This is a genomic window from Reyranella sp. (genome assembly GCF_030651995.1).
In the GTDB taxonomy this organism is placed as follows: Bacteria; Pseudomonadota; Alphaproteobacteria; order Reyranellales; family Reyranellaceae; genus Reyranella.
This window is the reverse complement of sequence record NZ_JAUSBN010000042.1, coordinates 19,375-38,682: the sequence shown is the minus strand read 5'-3', so window position 1 is coordinate 38,682 and position 19,308 is coordinate 19,375. Positions and strand designations below refer to the sequence as shown.

General features: G+C 65.3%; 19 protein-coding genes and 1 tRNA gene. 4 read left to right on the top strand and 16 right to left on the bottom strand.

Features of this window, described 5'->3' with window-relative positions; translation table 11 throughout:
* Positions 1 to 27: 27 nt before the first annotated feature.
* From ihfB to aroA, 4 genes are all read right to left on the bottom strand, one after another.
* Positions 28 to 363, bottom strand: a complete 336-nt coding sequence (gene ihfB, locus Q7V45_RS13255; protein WP_304852664.1) for an integration host factor subunit beta — start codon at positions 361 to 363, stop codon at positions 28 to 30.
* A gap of 153 nt (positions 364 to 516) precedes the next feature.
* Entirely contained in the window at positions 517 to 2,247 is a 1,731-nt protein-coding gene (gene rpsA, locus Q7V45_RS13250) for a 30S ribosomal protein S1 (RefSeq protein WP_304852662.1), read from the bottom strand.
* A gap of 148 nt (positions 2,248 to 2,395) precedes the next feature.
* The gene (locus tag Q7V45_RS13245; protein WP_304852660.1) at positions 2,396 to 3,028 is read right to left on the bottom strand and encodes a d(CMP) kinase; all 633 of its coding nucleotides are present in this window, start codon (positions 3,026 to 3,028) and stop codon (positions 2,396 to 2,398) included.
* Complete coding sequence (aroA, locus tag Q7V45_RS13240) at positions 3,025 to 4,368, bottom strand: 3-phosphoshikimate 1-carboxyvinyltransferase (RefSeq protein WP_370692599.1); 1,344 nt, start codon at positions 4,366 to 4,368, stop codon at positions 3,025 to 3,027. The genes Q7V45_RS13245 and aroA overlap by 4 nt, the downstream gene beginning before the upstream one ends.
* Positions 4,369 to 4,523: 155 nt before the next feature.
* On the opposite strand from aroA, the gene Q7V45_RS13235 reads away from it, so the two are divergent.
* The 3 genes from Q7V45_RS13235 (at position 4,524) to Q7V45_RS13225 (ending at position 6,485) form a co-directional block, all read left to right on the top strand.
* A complete protein-coding gene (locus tag Q7V45_RS13235; RefSeq protein ID WP_304852658.1) occupies positions 4,524 to 4,877 on the top strand; it encodes a TIGR02300 family protein in 354 nt (117 codons plus the stop codon).
* A gap of 57 nt (positions 4,878 to 4,934) precedes the next feature.
* A tRNA-Ala gene (locus tag Q7V45_RS13230) sits at positions 4,935 to 5,010 on the top strand.
* A 383-nt stretch (positions 5,011 to 5,393) separates the two neighbouring features.
* Positions 5,394 to 6,485 carry a hypothetical protein gene (locus Q7V45_RS13225; protein WP_304852656.1) on the top strand — a complete coding sequence of 364 codons (1,092 nt, stop codon included), beginning with the start codon at positions 5,394 to 5,396 and terminating at the stop codon, positions 6,483 to 6,485.
* Positions 6,486 to 6,524: 39 nt separating this feature from the next.
* Here Q7V45_RS13225 and Q7V45_RS13220 read toward each other — a convergent pair whose 3' ends face one another.
* The 12 genes from Q7V45_RS13220 to Q7V45_RS13165 form a co-directional block, all read right to left on the bottom strand.
* Complete coding sequence (locus tag Q7V45_RS13220) at positions 6,525 to 7,223, bottom strand: hypothetical protein (RefSeq protein ID WP_304852654.1); 699 nt, start codon at positions 7,221 to 7,223, stop codon at positions 6,525 to 6,527.
* Positions 7,224 to 7,272: 49 nt separating this feature from the next.
* Positions 7,273 to 7,827, bottom strand: a complete 555-nt coding sequence (locus Q7V45_RS13215; protein WP_304852652.1) for a pentapeptide repeat-containing protein — start codon at positions 7,825 to 7,827, stop codon at positions 7,273 to 7,275.
* Between the two features lie 68 nt (positions 7,828 to 7,895).
* Positions 7,896 to 8,393 carry a pentapeptide repeat-containing protein gene (locus tag Q7V45_RS13210; protein ID WP_304852650.1) on the bottom strand — a complete coding sequence of 166 codons (498 nt, stop codon included), beginning with the start codon at positions 8,391 to 8,393 and terminating at the stop codon, positions 7,896 to 7,898.
* Positions 8,394 to 8,435: 42 nt separating this feature from the next.
* Complete coding sequence (locus Q7V45_RS13205) at positions 8,436 to 9,956, bottom strand: pentapeptide repeat-containing protein (protein ID WP_304852648.1); 1,521 nt, start codon at positions 9,954 to 9,956, stop codon at positions 8,436 to 8,438.
* A gap of 768 nt (positions 9,957 to 10,724) precedes the next feature.
* Positions 10,725 to 11,135, bottom strand: a complete 411-nt coding sequence (locus tag Q7V45_RS13200; RefSeq protein ID WP_304852646.1) for a response regulator — start codon at positions 11,133 to 11,135, stop codon at positions 10,725 to 10,727.
* The gene (locus Q7V45_RS13195; RefSeq protein WP_304852644.1) at positions 11,135 to 12,190 is read right to left on the bottom strand and encodes a sensor histidine kinase; all 1,056 of its coding nucleotides are present in this window, start codon (positions 12,188 to 12,190) and stop codon (positions 11,135 to 11,137) included. The genes Q7V45_RS13200 and Q7V45_RS13195 overlap by 1 nt, the downstream gene beginning before the upstream one ends.
* Before the next feature lie 307 nt (positions 12,191 to 12,497).
* On the bottom strand, positions 12,498 to 12,677 hold the full coding sequence (locus Q7V45_RS13190; RefSeq protein ID WP_304852641.1) for a hypothetical protein: 180 nt from the start codon (positions 12,675 to 12,677) through the stop codon (positions 12,498 to 12,500).
* Positions 12,678 to 12,820: 143 nt separating this feature from the next.
* Entirely contained in the window at positions 12,821 to 13,279 is a 459-nt protein-coding gene (locus Q7V45_RS13185) for a DUF2147 domain-containing protein (protein WP_304852639.1), read from the bottom strand.
* 194 nt (positions 13,280 to 13,473) lie between these two features.
* A complete protein-coding gene (locus Q7V45_RS13180; RefSeq protein WP_304852637.1) occupies positions 13,474 to 14,265 on the bottom strand; it encodes a sulfotransferase domain-containing protein in 792 nt (263 codons plus the stop codon).
* 154 nt (positions 14,266 to 14,419) lie between these two features.
* The gene (locus Q7V45_RS13175; protein ID WP_304852635.1) at positions 14,420 to 15,466 is read right to left on the bottom strand and encodes a hypothetical protein; all 1,047 of its coding nucleotides are present in this window, start codon (positions 15,464 to 15,466) and stop codon (positions 14,420 to 14,422) included.
* 222 nt (positions 15,467 to 15,688) lie between these two features.
* A complete protein-coding gene (locus tag Q7V45_RS13170; RefSeq protein ID WP_304852633.1) occupies positions 15,689 to 16,747 on the bottom strand; it encodes a hypothetical protein in 1,059 nt (352 codons plus the stop codon).
* 190 nt (positions 16,748 to 16,937) lie between these two features.
* The gene (locus tag Q7V45_RS13165) at positions 16,938 to 17,780 is read right to left on the bottom strand and encodes an alpha/beta hydrolase (RefSeq protein WP_304852631.1); all 843 of its coding nucleotides are present in this window, start codon (positions 17,778 to 17,780) and stop codon (positions 16,938 to 16,940) included.
* A gap of 77 nt (positions 17,781 to 17,857) precedes the next feature.
* Here Q7V45_RS13165 and guaD point away from each other — a divergent pair, with 77 nt between their 5' ends.
* A complete protein-coding gene (gene guaD, locus Q7V45_RS13160; protein WP_304852629.1) occupies positions 17,858 to 19,177 on the top strand; it encodes a guanine deaminase in 1,320 nt (439 codons plus the stop codon).
* The last annotated feature ends 131 nt before the right edge of the window (positions 19,178 to 19,308 follow it).

Here is a 19,308-nt window from a genome sequence, read left to right as displayed (position 1 = left end):
CGCGAGGCGGACGATCGGTCCGGCGCGCTACTTCTTGTCGTCGTCGGCGGATTCCGGCGGCAGCAGGCCGGCCGCGCGCGCGGCCTCCCTGTTCAGCCGGTCGCGCAGGTCCTTGCCGGTCTTGAAATAGGGAACGCGCTTGGAGGCCACCGCGACCTGCTCGCCGGTGCGCGGATTGCGACCGGTGCGCGGGTCGCGCTTCTTCACGGAGAACGCACCGAACCCCCGCAACTCGACGCGATGTCCGGATGCCAGGGCCTTGGAAATCTCATCGAACACGGTCGCGACGATCCGCTCGACATCCCTCTGGTAGAGATGCGGATTCCGGGCCGCCAGGCGCGCAATCAGCTCGGACTTGGTCATCGCGTTTCCATGGCGGGCGTTTCGGGCCCAGAGCAGTTGTTAAGTCCTTGATATTAAACTGGATAACGGTGTCGTCAAGCCTAAGCCCTTGAAACCAAAAGAAAAGGCCGACCCTTGCGGGTCGGCCTTGCCGTAAACCTTGATGAAAACGACCTACTTGTCGTCCTCGTCGGCCTCGGCCCTCTTCTTGAGAGCCGCGCCCAGGATGTCGCCCAGGCTGGCGCCCGAGTCGGACGAACCGAAGTCGGCCATCGCCTTCTTCTCCTCGTCGAGTTCGCGGGCCTTGACCGACAGCACGACCCGGCGCGAGGCCTTGTCGATGTTGGTGATCTTGGCGTCGAGCTTGTCGCCGATCGCGTAGCGGTCGGGACGCTGCTCGGAGCGGTCGCGGCTGAGCTCCGTCTTGCGGATGAAGCCGGGGATGCCGTCCTGCACCGTGACGTCGATGCCGTTGTCCTGGATGCCGGCCACGATGACGGTGACCACATCGCCCTTCTTGGCGACCGCACCGACCTTCTCGAACGGATCGTTGGCGAGCTGCTTGATGCCGAGCGAGATGCGCTCCTTGTCCATGTCGACGTCGAGGACCTTGACCTTGACCTGGTCGCCCTTCTTGAAGTCGCGGATCGCCTCTTCGCCGGCCTTGTCCCAGCTCAGGTCGCTGAGATGGACCATGCCGTCGATATCGCCGGGCAGGCCCACGAACAGGCCGAACTCGGTGATGTTGCGGACCTCGCCCTCGAGCTCGGTACCGGCCGGGAACTGCTCGGCGAAGCTCTCCCACGGGTTGGCCATGCACTGCTTGAGGCCGAGCGAGATGCGGCGCTTGGACATGTCGACGTCCAGCACCATCACTTCGACTTCCTGCGAGGTCGAGACGATCTTGCCGGGGTGCACGTTCTTCTTGGTCCAGCTCATCTCGGAGACGTGGACCAGCCCCTCGACACCCGGCTCCAGCTCGACGAACGCGCCGTAGTCGGTGATGTTGGTGACGCGGCCCTTGAGCTTGAGGCCGACCGGGTACTTGGCCCCCGCGCCGTCCCACGGATCGCTCATGAGCTGCTTCATGCCCAGCGAGATGCGCTGCGTCTCGGGGTTGAAGCGGACGACCTGCACCTTGACCTGCTGGCCGATGGTGAGGGCTTCCGACGGGTGGTTGATGCGCTTCCAGGCGATGTCGGTGACGTGCAGCAGGCCGTCGACGCCGCCCAGATCCACGAACGCGCCGTAGTCGGTGATGTTCTTGACGACGCCGTCGAGCACCTGGCCCTCCGACAGCGCGCCCATCAGGCGCGTGCGGTCCTCGGCGCGGGTCTCTTCCATGACGGCGCGGCGCGACACGACGATGTTGCCGCGGCGACGGTCCATCTTGAGGATGGCGAACTGCTGGGCCTGGCCCATCAGCGGACCGACATCGCGCACCGGACGCACGTCGACCTGGCTGCCCGGCAGGAAGGCCACGGCGCCCGACAGGTCGACCGTGAAGCCGCCCTTAACACGGCCGAAGATCGTGCCCATGACACGCTCCTGGTCGGTGAACGCCTTCTCGAGAATGGTCCAGGCTTCCTCGCGGCGCGCCTTGTCGCGCGACAGGACGGCTTCGCCCTCCTTGTTCTCCATGCGGTCGACGAAGATGTCGACGACGTCGCCTTCCTTGACCTCGGGGGCCCCGGTGCCGTTGGCGAACTCACGCAGGGCAACGCGCCCTTCGGATTTCAAGCCCACGTCGATGGTAACGAAATCGTTGGCGATTCGAATGATGCGGCCTTTGACGACCTGACCTTCGAAGCTCGTCGAACCGCCCAGCGATTCGTCGAGAAGTGATGCGAACTCGTCGCTCGACGTGTCGTTCGCGGGTCTACGCAGGGCGCTGCCCTTTGCCATATGCAACTCTCCATCATCGATCCCGGGACACTTGCCCCGTCGGCCAACCGGTTAAGTCCGGCGGATCCAGTGCCTTTGAAACACCGACGCAGGGACGACACGTCCCGGCGCAGTCGCCGCTGGAAGTCTTCGATCCGCCGGCGGCGACTTACGGCCCGGTGGATCGAAAGCCCTTGCGCTCGATGAATGCCAAAGCGGCGGCGAAGGCCGCGTCGGCATCCATGTCGCTGGTATCGAGGTGGTAAGCATCGGGTGCGGCTTTGAGTGGTGCTGCCGCCCGTTCGCTGTCGCGACGGTCCCGCTCCGCCATCTCGGCAAGAACGCGCGGCTTTATAGTGTCGACACCCTTGGCGCGCAACTCCCGGTACCGCCGTTCCGCCCGCGCCTCGACGCTGGCCGTGACGAATAATTTCACGGGCGCATCGGGGCAAATGACGGTGCCGGTGTCCCGCCCGTCGAGCACCGCGCCCGTCGCCTGGGCTGCGAATTTCCGCTGGAAATCCAGCAGGTTGGCCCGAACCTGCTGGATTACGGCGACTTTCGACGCGGCCTGGCCCGCCTCGTCGGTCCGCAGCTCGGGATCGGCCAGGTCCGACGGCTCCAGGCCGGCCGAGATCTCGGCCGGCGAGCCGCCGGTCTTCTCCGCTTTCAGCCCGACGGCCCGGTAGAGCAGCCCGGTGTCGAGGTGCGGCAGGCCGAAATGGGTGGCCAGTCGGCGGGCGAGCGTGCCCTTGCCCGCCCCCGCGGGCCCGTCGATGGCGATGACCGGCCCTTTGGTCACGCCGCCTCGATCCTGGCCCCGAGCGCTTCCATCAGCCGGGCGAAGCCCGGGAAACTGGTGTCGATCGGCGATCCGTCGTCGACGGCGACCCCGTCACGCGAGGCCAGGCCCAGGACGAGGAACGACATGGCGATGCGATGGTCGAGGTGGGTGACGACCGTCCCGCCGCCGACCGGCACAGCCCCGGTGCCGTGCACGAAGAGCGTATCGGCGCCCATCTCATGGCGAACGCCGTTGGCCGCGAGACCGGCCGACACACTGGCCAGCCGGTCGCTCTCCTTGGCCCGCAGCTCGGCCAGGCCAAGCATGCGCGTGGTGCCGCGGGCACAGGCCGCAGCCACGGCCAGGATCGGATACTCGTCGATCATCGACGGCGCGCGCCCGGGCGGGACCTCGACACCGTGCAGTTCGCCGCCCTTGACCCGGAGGTCGGCCACCGGCTCGCCGCCGACCTCACGCTGGTTCTCGGCCGTGATGTCGGCGCCCATCTCGCGCAGCGTGTCGTAGAGGCCGGCGCGCAGCGGGTTGAGACCGACATTCTCGACCGTGACGTCGCTGCCCGGCCGGATGACCGCCGCCACGACGGCGAAAGCCGCCGACGAGGGATCGCCCGGCACCACGATGTCGCGCGCCTTGAGTTCGGGCCAGCCGACCACGGTGATGCGCTTGCCGCCACCGTCCGCCGGCCCCACCCGCACCTCGGCGCCGAAATGGCGCAGCATGCGCTCGGTATGGTCGCGTGTGGCCTCGGGTTCGATCACGGTGGTCTCGCCCGCAGTATTCAGGCCCGCCAGCAGGATGGCGCTCTTCACCTGCGCCGAGGCGACCGGAAGGCGGTACTCGATCGGCACCATCTCGTCGGTACCGACGATGGCGAGCGGCATGCGACCACCCTCACGGGCCTCGAAGCGGGCGCCCATCTGCGACAGCGGCCCGATGACCCGCTGCATCGGCCGGCGGCGCAGCGAGGCGTCCCCGGTCATGAAGCTGGTGAAGCGATGGCTGGCCAGGATGCCGGAAAGCAGGCGCGCCGACGTCCCGGAATTGCCGAGGTCGAGCACATTGTCCGGCTCGCGTGCACCGCCGACGCCAAAGCCGCGCACGCGCCATGCACCGCCGCCTTCGTGCTCGACCTGGGCGCCGAGCGCCCGCAAGGCGGCCGCCGTCGCCAGCACGTCCTCACCCTCCAGCAGGCCGGTGATCCGGGTTTCGCCCAGCGCGAGGGCGCCGAACATCAGGGAGCGGTGGGAAACCGACTTGTCGCCGGGGGCCCGGACGCGGCCCTGCAACCGGTCCACGGGGCGGGCGATGAGCTTCGCCGGAGCGGCATGAGCGGACAGGGTGGTCTCCACAGCGAAAGTGGGCGGAAGGCGATTGCGGCGCGGCGCCCTCGTAGCATGCCCGAATTTGGTTTTGACAGGGTGAAAGACGCGTGACATACGCGCTCCCTCGCGGCCCATTCGGCCGATTCCAGCTTATTTGCAGGAGATTCAGCGTGGTCAAAGCGAGCTGGGGCACCAAACGCACCTGCCAGAGCTGTGCAGCGCGCTTCTACGACCTGGGCAAGAGCCCGATCAAATGCCCCAAGTGCGGCCGTGAGCATGATCGCGAAGACTTCGTGAAGGTTCGCCGGGGCCGCGGCGCGGCTGCCGCGACGGCGGCAGCGGCAGCGGCCGCAGCAGCCGCAGCAGCGAAGGCGGCGGCAGCCAAGAAGAAGGTGGACGACCTGGACGGCGACGAGTTGCCCGACGTGGACGGCGACGAGGCGCTGGCGGCGGACGATCTCGACGACGAGGACGATATCGAGGTCGATGTCGAAGTGGAGGACAAGGAGGAGGGCGACCGCTAGAGGCTGTTGCCAGCGCGCGAGGCAGGAACTATAACCTCGCGCCTTCCCAAGGATTTCGGGGCCATAGCTCAGCTGGGAGAGCGCTACAATGGCATTGTAGAGGTCAACGGTTCGATCCCGTTTGGCTCCACCAACTAAGACAAGGGCCTGGCCGGCAACGGCTGGGCCCTTTGTTTTTTTGGGTAAGTAGTGGGTAACCGGGCGGCTGGTGGTGGCGGAACCCCGCTGCCAAGCTTCCGAAGGTCACCGCGGGCTGTTCGCCAACCAGCGGTTTAGGCCGCCGCCGGTACGAGGCATCGCCCACCGCGGTTCTTGTTTTTACCGAAACTCACTTAGTTTCCTGTCAGCCAGGGAGTCCAGTGCCGGCTCCCTGTGTTGCGAACGTTAGTTGATGAATTTTGGTCGTGTCGTCGCGGCACCCACAACATCCGGCCCCCGTCCGGCATCTTGCAAGACGCCTTGCCTGCTTGGTATCGATGCCGCCGGGCTCACCGATTGCGTTGGGGGCGACACCTTATGTTCAGGCCACAAACTGCTCTCGCGGCGGGCCTTGCGACGTTCACGCTGCTGGCGACCGTGCCGAGCCTCGCCCAGCAATCCCAGTACAGGATCGAGATCATCCGCGAGGAGAACCGTGCGGCAGAGCGGGCGGCCGAGGAGAGTCGGGCGCAGGCTCTGCGCGATGCGGCCCGCCAGGAGGCTCTGCGCGAAGAGCGGCGCCGGCAAGAGGCGCGCGAGCAGGCGATCCGCGACCAGCAGCGCCAGGACGCGATGCGCGACCAGCAGAAGGAGCAGCAGCGGCGCGACGAGGCGGTGGCCTACGACCGCAGGGTCGAGAGCCAGAAGGCAGCCCAGCGCGAGGAGACCCGCAAACTCGAGCAGCGGCAGCAGGAGCAGCGCATCGAGAACCAGCGCATCGAAAGACAGAAGGAAGCGCAGCGGCTGGAGAATTTGCGGCTGGAGCAGATCAAGGAGAATCAACGGCTGGAGAACATAAGGTACCAGCAGCAGCAGGAGCGCATCCGCCAGAACAATCTGTCGGCCGCCCGTGCCACCGTTGCCCCCACAGCGCCCGCTGGCTTGCCGATCAGCCGCTTCGACGCCCACGACACCTACTGGCGCGGGATCGAGGAGCGCCGCGAGGCCGACCGCAAGGCCGAGCGCATCCGCCAGGAGAACCTCGAGGTGCAGCGCAGGGAGGAGCAGCGCAAGGCGCAGCAGAAATGGGACAACGATCAGGAGGAGCGCCGCCGCGAGGCCCAGCGCGAGGCGACGCGCCTCGAGAACCAGCGCATCGAGCGCGTCAACAACGAGCGGCGGATCGAGACACAGCGGCTCGAGCGCCTCGATCAGGAGCGCAAGATCGAGAACCAGCGGCTCGAGAATTTGCGGCTGCAGCGCATCGACGCAACCCGGAAGCACGAGCAGCAGGTGGAGAACCAGCGCCTAGAGAACCTGCGTTACCAGCAGCAACAGGAACGCAACCGCCAGGAGAGCCTCGCCTTGCAGCGCAGGCTCGACACTCAGAAGGAGGAACAGCGGCTGGAGAACCAGCGGCTCGAGAACCTCCGCCTGCAGCGCGAGGCCGAGCGCCGCAACGCGCGGTGAACTCGTCGGCGCGCGGCGCGCCGACGGCGGATCGTGGGGTCAGCGCGGCTCGTTCGCGGGCGGGGCGCGCTCGGCCGCCTTTCTTTGCTCGACGACCTGCTCCAGACGCTTCATTTCGCTCCGCCGCTCGTCCTGCAGGCGCACCAGCCGACGCTGCTCAAGCTTGATCGCTTCCTGGAGATCGTCGAGCCGGCGGTGCTCGGCCAGCACGTCTTCCTGAACCCGGTCGAGACGGTCGAGGACGAGGGACCTATCGGCGTGCACACGCGCCAGCCTGCGCTGCTCGAGCGAGCGCTCGTCCTGCAGCAGCTCGATGCCCCGCTCGAACACCTGGCACTCGACCATACGCCGCTCGCGCCGCAGACGCTCGGCCATGCGCTCGACGGCGCGCACCTCGTCGGCCTGGACCAGCCGGCCGAGTTCCGCCTTCTCCTGCAGCGTGGCGTCGGCCTTGCGCTGCAGCTCGTCGAGGCGCCGCAGATCGGCCAGCTCCTCGTCCTCGATCGGCGTGATTTCGTTACGTTGCTTGCTCTGGGCAAGCTGCTCGAGGCGCGCCTTGCGCTCAGCTGCGGCAGCCCCCGCGGGATCGGCGGGCCGGGGCGCCACCGCCGGCCCGGCGGGCGGCTGCGGCGCCGGCTGCGATTGGGCAATGCCCCCGGCCAGCGCGACCAGAGCCGAGCCGATCGCCACTCCGGCGAGGGGCCACGCTGCCAGACGTTGGATGCCGCGCCGTTTCATGCTCTTCCTCATCGGTTTTTTGCCTCGACCTTTACTCTCGCTCGCGCCCTCATTGGGCGCGCTTGGCGCGCGCCTTTGCCTTCTCCGCCCAGTCGGGCCAGCTCGTGTTGTCATCGTAGATCGCGCCCACGAACATGCTCTCGTCCGGATGGAGCGCCTCGGCGCCACGGAGATTCGCGCCACGCAGGTCGGCGCCGCGGAAGCTGCCTCTTGTGACCGAGCCCCAACCGGTGGTGTTGCGCAGATTGGCGCCGCGGAAATTGGGGGCAAACAAGCGCGCGTCCTTGAGATCGAGGCCCTCAAGGTTGGCATTGCTGAAGTTGGTCTCGCCGGGGGCGATGAACGGACCGATGCTGTTGCGCAGGTCCGCACCCGTGAGATCGGCGCCGCTGAACATCGTGCTGCGTAAATCGGCGTCTTGGAAGTTGGCGCCGCGCAGGCTGGCGCGGCTGAAGTCCGCATTGCCGAGCGTCGCGCCGGAGAAATCGGCACCGTCGAGCTGCTGCTCGCGGAAGTTCTTGCGGGCCAGGTCCTGGTCCTTGAAGCTCCTTCCTTGCGCGGAGACTCTCGAGGATGCCAGCAGCATGAGCGCGCCCAGCGCCATCGAGAACCCTTGTCGTCTTGGCAGTTTCATCGACTTGCTCTCCTATTCCTGAGATCGGTTGTGATGCGCTACAGGGCGCGCTTGGCGCGTGCCTTGGCCGTGTCGGCCCGGTCCGGCCAGTTCGCGCCGTCGTCGTAGATCGCGCCGACGAACATGCCCTCGTCCGAATGGAGAGCCGTGGCGCCGCGGACATTCGACGCGTAGAGATAGGTGTTGTTGATGTCGAGACCTTCGAAGTTGGCGTTGCTGAAGTTGGTCTCGTTGACGGCGGTGAAGGGCCCGACGCTGTTGTGCAGGTCCGCGCCGATGAGATCGGTCCCGGTGAAGATCGTGCCGCGGATGTCGGCGTCCTGGAAATTGGCGCCGCGCAGACTCGCCCTGGTGAAATCGACGTTGCCGAGCGTGGCGCCGGAGGAATCAGCGCCGTCGAGCCGCTGCCCGCGGAAATCCTTGCGGGCGAGATCCTGGTCCTTGAAGCTCCGGTCCTGCGCGAAGGCCGTTAGCGAGACGAGCAGCGCGAGGGTGCCGAGGGCCACCGCAACGGCGGGTCGTCTTGCCAGCTTCATCGACTACTTTCTCCTCGTTCGAGTTTGTCGGTGGCGCGCGCGTTAGCGCGAGCCCGCTGCCGGATCGTCCCTGAAAGCAAAACGCTTGCGCGTGCCGTCCTGGCTCTGCAGCACCAACTCGTCGGCTCCGCCGGTGGCCGCGACCCAGTCGGTGCCAAGCTCGCCCCGCTCGAGCGTGAGCTTCGGCGCGCCCGCTTGCTCGATCGCCGCCTGCGCCGTCCAGCGTCCCTCGATCCGCTCGCCCTGGCCCTCGCCCGGGTTCCAGGTGAAGCCCCCGTCGCGGGCGAGCTTGAGGAGCCCGAGATTCGCGGCGACGGGTTCGCCCTCGCGACGGGTGTCGATGATCCAGTCGCCCACGAACCACTTCACGGTGATCGGGATGTCCTCGCCGCGGCGGGCGCGCATCTGGTCGGGATTGATCTTCCAGCGGGTGCGACTGTCGTAAACCGCGCCCTGGAAAATCGCCCCCTCGGGATTGTCGACCAGCCGGAGGTCGGCGCCGCGCAGGTCGGCGCCGCGGAAATCGACGCCGTCGACATTCCCGACGATGCGCGCATGGCGCAGGTCGGCGCGCTGGAAGGTCAGGCGGCCGTTGTGGCGGTCGGGCGCGGCGAGGCCGGTGGCGTACTCGCGCAGGCCGAATGGCAGATCCTTGATCTTCTCGTAGAACACGGTTGCTCCGGCCAGGAACAGATCCTGTTCCTCGAGCTTGGCGCCTCTCAACTTCGCATCGACGAACTTGGCGCCGAACAGATCGGCTCCGCGCAGGTCCGCGCCGGAGAGGTCGGCCCCGCCGAAATTCGTGTTCCTAAGTGTAGCGCCGCGGAGATTTGCCTCCCGGAGCGTCGATCCTCGCAGGTTGGTGAAGGTCAGGTCGGCGCCCTCCAGATCAGCGTTGTCCCACGCAGCATTGACGAGCTGTTGATGGGCGAACGACTGCCCGCGCAGGTTCTTTCCTGTCGCCCCGGGCGTCGTCGGCGGGCCTGCCGATAGTGTCGATTCAGGAGGCCGAGTCGCCGCCACTCCGGGGCGCTCCGACAATTCGACTCGGTCGTTTGTCGGGGCGCCGGCAACGGCTGTCGGCGCCGGCGGGGCCGCCAGCTTGGCCCCGGCGGCCCGTGGATCGAGGCCTTTCGGCCACTTCGTGCTGTCGTCGTAGGTCGCGGCCGACAGATCGACACGGCCGGTGGCGAGCGCGTTGGCAAGATTGGCGCCAGCGAGATTGGCGTTCTGGAGCTTCGTGGCCGAGAGCGATCCTCTAAGCTCCACCCCGGCGAGATTGGCGCCGGTCAGGTTCACGTTGTCGACGGCAAGCGCGCCGAGCGCGCCGCGGAGGTCGGCTTCGCTGAGGTCGGCACCCGCCAGGTTGGCGCCGGACAGGTCCGCGCCCACAAGAGTGGCGCGCTTGAGGCTTGCGCCGCGAAGATTGGCGCCGCGAAGCTTCGCGCCGCTGAAATCCGCACCGTTCAGCACGCGGCCAGAATAATCGCGGCCGCTCAGATTCTGGTTGGCATAATTGCCGCCTTCCTGCGCGACGCCGACGGTCCCTGCGCCGAGCAGCACCAGGCAAAGAAGCCCGGCGCGAACACGGGGGCCAAAAGACCGGACACACCAAGGCATTGACCACCCCTGGAAAGCATGTCGCCTTGCATGCGTGTCGAGCAGCGAAACTCAAGAAGGTTAGCGACTCGCACGCACCCCGCGCCAGAGCCGCCCGAAGAATTAAAGGTGCGTTATCCGGCCGTCAAGATTCGCCCGCGGTGCGAGATTTCACGGTGTGCCCTTGAAAATTCAACGCTAGCGGCCGAGCCACGGTAGCTGGAACCAGAGGAGCGCGAGCACGACGCACACGGCGGCTGCGACCGCGCCTGCGAGCGACGTCGTCGGTGATCATGTGCGCGATGATGTGGGCGTCGAGCGCCAGCCCGGCCGTCAGCGGCGCCATTGCCGCCATGATGGGGAGCGAAGCGAGTCATCGAGGAAGCGTTGATGGGCGTCGACAAGGCGGCTTTGAGCCGTGCTGATAGCGCAGCACCACTGCCTTTATGAAACACTCGTCACCTACTGCATGATCACAGAGGTTAAGTTTGGGACTTTGGGTCCAGGACATGTCGGAGGCGACGCGGAAGCGCGGCTAGCCGTGATAGCGACAAAGGCGGTCGGCTTCTTGGTCATGACTGGCGCTTTACAGACCCGCCTTACAGAACAAACTGCCGGTCAACTTATCTGCTAGCCTGGCTCGTCCCTTTGAGACTTTCCCCAGCTATTTGGCGTCAGCAGCTCGCCCGCGACGCCTGCAAGGCCTGCCGCCCGGTGATCGGCTCGCAATTCCTAGGGGACGGGCTTGCCAGCGTCGATTGCAGCAAGCATTCGCCCCATCTCCTCGACGATCGTGGTGTTGTCGTAGGGTTTGGAGAAAAACTTCGACCCGGTCGGAAGCTGACTCTCATCGAGGATATCCCTCCCGGAGGCCACGATCAGATGAATGGGCGGCCAGCGGTTCCGGATGTAATGGGCGAGCTTCACCCCGTCGATTGTGCCGGGCATTTCAATGTCAGTGAAAACCAGTTTCACATCCGCCCGCTTTTCCAGGATGGCAATGGCCTCATCGGCGTTCGCGGCACCGACGCCTTCGTAACCAGCCGTCGCAACGAGATCGAGGGCACTCATCAGGATGAGATGGTTGTCTTCGACGACCAATACGACGGTGCCGCCAGCGGGCGGGGATGCGCTGTGAGCCATCAGGTGCTCTGCCCCGCCCCATCGGGCGCAGGCTCCACGTGGACGATCGAGACGAGAGTGCCCGGGTGTGCGTCCGAAATCTCGACTTCGGCTTCCAGACGCTTTGCCAGGGCCTCAACGATATTAGTGCCGAGGCCGGGCTTGCCGCTGTACGGTTCGGCGGGCATTCCGACCCCGTTGTCGCCGACCGACAGCGTCCAGTTGGGCCCTTGAGAGCTGTATCGAACGACGATCGCCCCGGCGCGATGCCCCGGGAACGCGTGTTTGAGCGCGTTGATCACCAGCTCAGTGACCACCAACCCCAAACTGACCGAAACGTCGGCATTCGTGGTGCTTTCGTCGACGATGACTTCGATCGACAGTGCCTTGGGGTCGAAAATCATCGATGCGCCGAGGCTCTTGCACAGCTGGACGAGATAGGTGCGAATCTCGACTTCCCCCAACCGTGACGCCGCGAGATGCTTCTGGACGGCGGCAATGGACATCAGCCGGCTATGGGCGTCGTGGAGGTGTCCACGGGTTTCGTCCGATTGCACCTTCCGCGCGCTCTGCATGAGGATGCTGGCAATGATCTGCAGACTGTTCGCGACGCGGTGCTGGACTTCCTGCAAGAGGATGGCCTTCTCGCGCAGAAGGTTGTCCTTGAGCTTTTCGCTGGCCCGAGCCTCGGTTACATCAGCCACCGCCAGCAGCAGACGGATCTGCTCCTTGTCGACGTAATCGAGCTTGTGAGCATTCATCACCAGCAGTCGGGGAGCCTGCCCCTCCCGTTTGAGATCGAAATCATACGCATGGACCTCCGCTGCTCCCGAAGCGGTTCCTTCGAGCAGAGACATGAGCTGGGGCACATTCCATTCGCCACGTCCCAAGCCAGAGAACTGGCTTTTCGGAACGCTTGCGGGTTCGAGCTGGAAAGCTCGGCAAAAGGAAGTACTGGCGGCAATGACACGCAAGTCGCCATCGAGCAGTAGAAGTGGGGTATTGGAGGACGCGATCACCGCGAGCATCAGGCTGAGAGCCGTTGATTCCGGATCCAGACTACGCAACTCGACCATGAGGCATGCTCCGCTTTCGGGGTTCGCGTCCAAGAGGCCAACCCCAGGAAAAACAGACGATGCCGGAAGGCAGGGTCACCGTACGAAGGGGACAGCGGGTAAAAGGTTCCGGGGGGCGCGCAAATTCGTGAAACGGGACGTAGCCGAACGGCCCGCTCTTGCTGTTCGGTCGCCTCATCCGAACTAAACCACGCTCGACGTCGCAGCTTTAACGCTCCGGGACCCGTCCGACAAGGATAGACAATGGGCCTCGGCCCAGCAGTAGCGTAACCGAAAGGCATCCCATAACGGACGACCGCCGCGTACTTCACGACATTTCGGATCTCGCCGTCGCCAGCCCCCGCGCGGCAGCCAACGCATCCTGCTGGTTGAGATAGTCGCCGTAGAAGACCCGGTTGAGCAGTACCTGCCAAACACCGCGACGCAGCGCGACGCTGATGGACGTTCGCTCGCACCCACGCGTTGGGGGCGGGAGATGTTCGATCATGCTGGCTCCTGGTCAAGGCTCGTTTCGGATGATGCCTTGCGGCTCTCTCGAGCGGCGCGGCCGCGGCCCGCACACCCCTCTACCGGAGTGGCTGGATTGTTCGAGGGTCGATGGCGGCATACGAAAACCACCTCCGGCCGACCTCAGCACCAACCTTTCGAAGTGCCACGTGCGATGCGACTCAGCATCTTGGTTTGGCCAAGAAATGAAGCGCCCTGATAGAAGCGTGCCTCGAGTGTATCAGGCGCCGTGAGTGTCATCTTCACGTCGTAGGTTTGGCCGCTGTCGGGGTTGTAGAAGCGGCCGCCGTCCCAGTTGTCGGACCCGGTAGGCCGCAAGCCCCAGATGACGTCAAGTCCGCAGAGTTCGCGCTCGCGCAGCGCCTGATCGGGATTTCTCTTGTCGCGCTTGAGTGCACCCTGAGGATCATCCGGCGCTTCCAAAAAGAGGACCCGGCCACAGAGCATCCCCTCACAATCGAATATCTGAACCGCGGCCTCCCCGTCGATCAGCCAGACGCCTTGCGGCGCTCCGGCCATCGCGGCGGGAGCCAGGAGCCCGCCGCCCAAGCCGCACGCGAGCAGAATTGCCTTAATTTTCATGATTAACCTGTGATGTAGGGAGTGCGTCACCACAGGAACGCCCGTGCCTGGTTGCGGTTGCCAGCAGGTGGGCGGAACAGTTCAGGGGAGATAACGCCGCGGCCTTGTGGGCCTCATCTCGGCAGTTCTCGCTCTTCGTTGTGCCGCCGGACTCGGCTTTCGACGGAATTACGTCTGACCACTCGAGCTCGAATCTAGGTCGCCGTACAAGCTTGTGCCTGGGGCATCGAGGATGCGGTGAGGCTTTCGATCCAGTGATCGCCATGCTCGTATCCAAGCATCTGCAAGGCGTCGGGAAAGCGGGAAAGGAAAGCCCGTGCCAATTCCGGAGTGAACTCGCGCTTCCACTGCGCCACCTCGCCGGAACGAGCATGACGCCGATTGGCTCTGGAAGCCTTGCCGAACAGACAGTTCTCCCAGAAACACTCCTGGCTCACGTCCTGTTCGGAACCTTCGAATCCCAAGAAAGATGAAATGTGCCGCCAGAGAGACATAGACCGGTCGTCCCACAGATCTTCGTAACGGACCTCCAGGCAATTCGGTCTGTCATACTGCCAATCGAGCATGGCTTCGATGGTGCTGCCGGTCGCGTTCTCCAACTCGAACAGATATTGCTCGTGGAGTGTCGCGAGCGAATTGAGCCTTTGCTGATACGGGGCATCCTTGCTGCCTGACACCTTTTCACGGAGCCAAGGCTCGTCGGCATTCTTATGGTAGTGCATGGCCGAAATAAGCACGTCGCGCGGGTCACGAATGAGATGGAGGATTCGGACATCTTCCCGGCGAAGCTCCTTCGCATGCTGCGAGAATATCGAGTTGTGATTCATGAGAATGAAGGGCGTCTTCAGGACGCGATCCAGCCGTCCATAGTGCGACCAGAAGTCGACGTAGTTTGCGTTCAGCCTGCGAGCAATCGCCTTGAACACTGTGGACATCCAGACGGTGCCGGTCTTGTGATGCGTCGCAACCACAATGTTCTGCTTCACGACATCCTCCCCACCCAGGCGACGAATCCAACCATGCCCCTGCGAAGGCCATGCCAGAATCCTGGCATCAGCCCCGCCAATGAACGACGGTGACCGGATGTCCTGCCTTGAGGCCTCTCATCCGTACGATGCAGTGGTACACCATTGAACGTGACTATGCGCCACCAGTGGCGGCGGCATCCGCTTGAAACGGCGATGGTAGCGTTGCTCGGAAGTACGCCGTGTTCACGCCCATCGAAGCCAGCAAGGTCAAGGCTTCGCGCCGCAGGCTCGGATCCCTGGCGGCCCTGACGACCGTCTCCGGCACGGACCATGTCGCCGTCTTGCGGCTGCCGCGGGAACGGATCAGGCTCAGCCCGAACTCACTCTCGATTGCCATGACGTGCTCGCGCCGCGACAGGTGGACAACGGCGTCGATCATGGCCGATTGCCAATGATCAAGGTTCAGGTGCGACAAGACGGAAGACAGGATGCGAGCGGGCTCCGCTCGCAACGCGTCTTCTCCCACGATGTGGACCGCGCCTGGCACCGCCTGCGCCATGGCCTGATAGGAAACGAATATTTTGGCGTAAGAGGGTAGCGCACGCTGAAACAAATACTCATGGAACGGCCAATCTGCTGGCGGTCGTTCGCCGATTTGGCTGCGGGCCGAGCGCGCTTGATTCCGGATGTAGCTGAAACCGCCCACGGCTTGCTCGATAGGGTCGCAGTAGACGAAGACCATGCGCTGCCCGGTGTGAGTCCAGGCCGCGGCGTCCACATCGCCGACAGACGCCGGAACAAAGGCGTGCGGCCCCAGATCGACCGGCACATGTCCGTAATTCACTCCATCGTGGAGATAGTCATAACCCGGTGCAGAGAACGCTGCGCTCGCCCACCAGTCGAATTCCGACGAAATTCTGTTGAATCCAGGACAAACCGTATGTCCGATAAAAAGGTGGCGCGAGGGTACCAGATCGGGCGCCCAGAGAAGCGGTCCCCCGCTCACATGGTCGAAGTTGAACGATGGACCTGCAGGATCACCGATGCACTGTCCGCTCAGCCGGTCGACGACATGGCCACCCTGCCGGAGATGCGAGAGGAACGCGAACGTAAAACGAAGAAACCAGACATCAGCGCCTGGCACGCAGGCCACGACTGGAAGTATCTTGACAGGACGATGAGCGTGTCGCGCCAAAGCTCGCAGCATCCGTTCGAACATTTACGCTGGCCACCACTTGTCAAACTTCAGACCAAATGCAGGATTTCGGGTAGACAAGCCATAAAAGCCACATCGCGGCGGCGGCTGCAATCGCGAACACTTCTCACTTTTGCGAGTTCGGGAGCTTCCGGTCGCCTTGAAATCAGGGGCGGGAAGGGCGTTATGCTTTGCGCCTCTCATGGCTCCTGCGGTCGCGCCGCGATGAAACTGACGCCACCGGAGTCACCGATCCGCCATCTGCGTCAGGAGCCGCCGGTTGACGAGTTCGCGCATCACGAGGTCCGCCACCACGCGATTGCCCTCGGCCGAATGGTGATCGGAGCGGTAGAGCGCGTCAGCACCGCCTGTGTCGACGGCCGCCTTCAACGTGTCTGCGAGATCGAACGGGATGAGCCCCGCCGCGGCCGCACACCCCAGCACCCTCCGGACGGCGCGGTGATCTGCCGTGCCGTACAGCCCATTGTCCTTCCAGTAACCGCGGCTGTACTGCGCCATGACGACCACCGGTACGCCGAGGGCAGCGAGCCGCGGCATCAGCTGACAGGCAATCGCCTCGCCGGTGCCGGCCGGGGCCCCCCGAACCTCACTGAAATACCAGCCCCGCTGCACCCGGAGCCGTTCCATCACGAGTTCCGCCAATGCCGAGCGCCCGAGCCACTCGGCCGCCACGGGGAAGCGGATCGGCTCGCCGGGCTTTCCGGGGACCGGCACGTTGTGCAGATCGAGCTTTCCGGCCTTCACCGTGAAGTAAGGCTTCTCGCGACTCCAGGCGACCTTCAGTTCGGCCCGCCTGATATCGCCGGGCGTGAAACTGGCGATGACGAAAAGCGGCTTTACCTTCGGGACGAGTTGCTCGGTGCTGAGCACCATCTGGTCGAACGCATATCCGCTGACGCCCGCGTTCACCACCTTCCGGCCGACCATGTCCTGCAGATAGGCGGGCCAGGCCTCGTTGTCGTTGACCTCGTCGCCCTTGGCGAACGACGAGCCGGTGACGAGGATGGAAGGTTCGGCGAGGGACGCCTGGGGAGATGAGCGGCGGAAACCGTCGGCATCGGAGTTGTAGGCGCCCGACACGCAGTTTGCCGGCGACGTCCACCCGATCTCCGCATTGTAGACGTACTGGCATCTTTCACCGCCGGGGCCGATTCCCATGCGCTGGTGAGCGAGGTTGGGCCAGTTCGCGAGCCCCTCGGGACCCCACAGCACCAGCCGGTACCCCCCTTCGAGCAGCGCCAGCGACACCAGGACCGATGCGGTCACCAGGACGATGCGCGCCACCCAACCTGTCGTTTTCGAACGGAGCTCTCGCTCGCCTTTCGGGGCAGCGCCAGCTGCCTCTCGATCGACGTTCATTGCCTCACCTCCAGAGCGATCAACCTAACATTCCACCGCCCGGAAAAGGAATGTGACGCCGCGCCGTAGGATGCGGCGCGAAGCGCATGGCCGCCTGGAAAATGCCTCGCTTTCGTCAGGAAGCGGACGGAAACGCGAGACCCGCGGCCGCCCGCGCGAGCGCCCCGCCGCGCGCCTCGAGTTCATCCATGATGGAGAAGTGGTTGAGTCCGGCGAGCGGCAACAACTCGCTCGCGAGACCCGCCTCGCGACGCGCCTCGTGATAGGCCACCGACTGGCGCTGCAGTTCCGGCAGCTCGGCAGTGCCATACGCCAACACGACGGGGGCGCTCTTCTTCGGCAGATGCAGGAGCGGGCTCGTGCGCGCCGCTTCCTCCGCCGTGAGGTTCAGTTTTTCGTTGAGATAGTTCAGCCGGCAGGGCTCGACGTCGTAGACGCCGCTGATGGCAAGTCCGGCATCGACCTCGTCCATGGTCAACGTCGTCGCCGTGAGATGGCCGCCCGCCGACCAGCCCGACACGACCAGCCGGTCCTGCGCCACACCATGACGCGGCCCTTCCCGGCGCAGCCAGCGCACCGCTTCGGCAATTTCCTCGACGATGGCCGACAGGGTGGCCTCGGGCGCCAGGGTGTAGCCCAGGAACGCGACGTCCATCCCGTTCGCGAGCGGTCCCTCGGCCATGCAGGCGAAGACCTCCTTGGCGTTGCGCTGCCAGTAGCCGCCATGGATGAAGGCGAACAGCGGCGCCTTGGCCGCGCCGCAGCGGTACAGGTCGAGCTTGTTGCGGGGCCGTGGGCCGTAGGCGAGGTCGAGCCCCTCGGCGTGGCACGCCCGGAAGCGTTCGCTGCGCTCGATCCAGCCGTCGCGGCGCAGGCCTGAATCGGCGACCGCATTGGTATTGTCGTAGGCCTTGTCGAGTTCAGCCCGCGTCATGCCGCGCCACACGATCTCACTCATCGCCGAATCTCCCGTTGCAGGCGTCCCCTGTAGCACAGCCCTTCCCCGCTTTGCCGTTCGGTGCGAACGTTGCCTTGATGTCTTCTGCTGCCCGACCGACCGCCCTGCGCGGCCCCGCCCTCACCTTCACCGGCGATCCGTTCCGCGACGGACTCGAGCGGACGCTCGTCCACGAGCCCGATGCGATCGTGGCGATGGAGGACGGGCGCATCACGCACTTCGGACCGGCCGCGCGCGTCGCCCCGCTGCTGGCGGCCGGAACGGAGATCCGGGACTTCGGCAGGGATGCGCTGATCTCCGCGGGCTTCATCGACACCCACGTGCATTTCCCGCAAACGCCGATGATCGCGAGTCACGGAGCGCAGCTCCTCGACTGGCTCGAACGCTACACCTTCCCGGCCGAGCTGAAGTTCGCCGACCGCGCCTACACGCGGCGCGTGGCGCGGGCCTTCCTGCAGGAGAACCTGCGCAACGGAGTCACGACGAGCTGCGTCTACTGCTCCGTGCATCCCCACTCTGCTGACATCCTGTTCGAGGAGGCGGAAGCGCTCGGCCTGCGACTCGCGGCCGGCAAGGTGCTGATGGACCGCAATGCGCCGGACGGGCTGCGCGACAGCGCCCAGTCGGGTTACGACGACTCGTTGGCCCTGATCCGCAAATGGCACGGGCGCGGGCGCCTGCTCTATGCCATCACGCCGCGCTTCGCCGGCACGAGTTCGGCCGAGCAGCTCGCCGCCGCCGGCGCGCTGTGGCGCGAGCATCCCGACTGTCTGATGCAGACGCATATCGCGGAGACCGAGGCCGAGGTCGCCTGGATCAGGGAACTGTTCCCGGACCGCGGCAACTATCTCGACGTCTACGATCACCACGGGCTGTGTGGCCGGGGCGCAGTGTTCGGCCATGGCATCTGGCTGGGCGACGACGAGCTGCAGCGTCTGCATGCCGCCGATGCCGCGATCTCCCACTGCCCGACCTCGAACTTCTTCCTGGGCAGCGGCGTGTTCGACATTGCGCGCGCCAAGCACGCCGACCGCCCCGTCCGCGTCGGTCTCGGGACCGATATCGGCGCCGGCACGTCCTTCTCGATCCTGCAGACGCTCAACGAGGCCTACAAGGCTTCGCAGCTCAATCGCCACCCCCTGTCGGCCGCCCATGCCTACTACCTCGCCACGCGCGGCTCGGCGGCGGCCCTGCATCTCGAAGACAAGGTTGGCAGCATCGCCCCCGGCATGGAAGCCGATCTCGTGGTGCTCGACATGCGCTCCACGCCCCTGATCGCCTTCCGCATGGACGAGGCCCGCGACTTCGCCGAACAGCTCTTCGTCCAGATGATCCTGGGCGACGACCGGGCGGTCCAGGCCACCTATGTCGCCGGTCGGCTGGTCCACCGTCGTTGAAGACGGATTGCTTTCCCTGGGGTTAATTTTCGGCGACAGCCCATAAATATGGTGGCTGAAGGGCTGTATTGCGGCTACGCTTTCTTCGGTAACTGAGGGAGGGTTTTTATCCGTTCGAGGACATGTCCCCC

Coding starts and splice junctions, on each gene's coding strand:
- ihfB (WP_304852664.1), bottom strand. CDS start 363: ATGACCAAGTCCGAGCTGATTGCGCGCCTGGCGGCCCGGAATCCGCAT.
- rpsA (WP_304852662.1), bottom strand. CDS start 2,247: ATGGCAAAGGGCAGCGCCCTGCGTAGACCCGCGAACGACACGTCGAGC.
- Q7V45_RS13225 (WP_304852656.1), top strand. CDS start 5,394: ATGTTCAGGCCACAAACTGCTCTCGCGGCGGGCCTTGCGACGTTCACG.
- Q7V45_RS13220 (WP_304852654.1), bottom strand. CDS start 7,223: ATGAAACGGCGCGGCATCCAACGTCTGGCAGCGTGGCCCCTCGCCGGA.
- Q7V45_RS13215 (WP_304852652.1), bottom strand. CDS start 7,827: ATGGCGCTGGGCGCGCTCATGCTGCTGGCATCCTCGAGAGTCTCCGCG.
- Q7V45_RS13210 (WP_304852650.1), bottom strand. CDS start 8,393: ATGAAGCTGGCAAGACGACCCGCCGTTGCGGTGGCCCTCGGCACCCTC.
- Q7V45_RS13200 (WP_304852646.1), bottom strand. CDS start 11,135: ATGGCTCACAGCGCATCCCCGCCCGCTGGCGGCACCGTCGTATTGGTC.
- Q7V45_RS13195 (WP_304852644.1), bottom strand. CDS start 12,190: ATGGTCGAGTTGCGTAGTCTGGATCCGGAATCAACGGCTCTCAGCCTG.
- Q7V45_RS13190 (WP_304852641.1), bottom strand. CDS start 12,677: ATGATCGAACATCTCCCGCCCCCAACGCGTGGGTGCGAGCGAACGTCC.
- Q7V45_RS13185 (WP_304852639.1), bottom strand. CDS start 13,279: ATGAAAATTAAGGCAATTCTGCTCGCGTGCGGCTTGGGCGGCGGGCTC.
- Q7V45_RS13175 (WP_304852635.1), bottom strand. CDS start 15,466: ATGTTCGAACGGATGCTGCGAGCTTTGGCGCGACACGCTCATCGTCCT.
- Q7V45_RS13165 (WP_304852631.1), bottom strand. CDS start 17,780: ATGAGTGAGATCGTGTGGCGCGGCATGACGCGGGCTGAACTCGACAAG.
- guaD (WP_304852629.1), top strand. CDS start 17,858: ATGTCTTCTGCTGCCCGACCGACCGCCCTGCGCGGCCCCGCCCTCACC.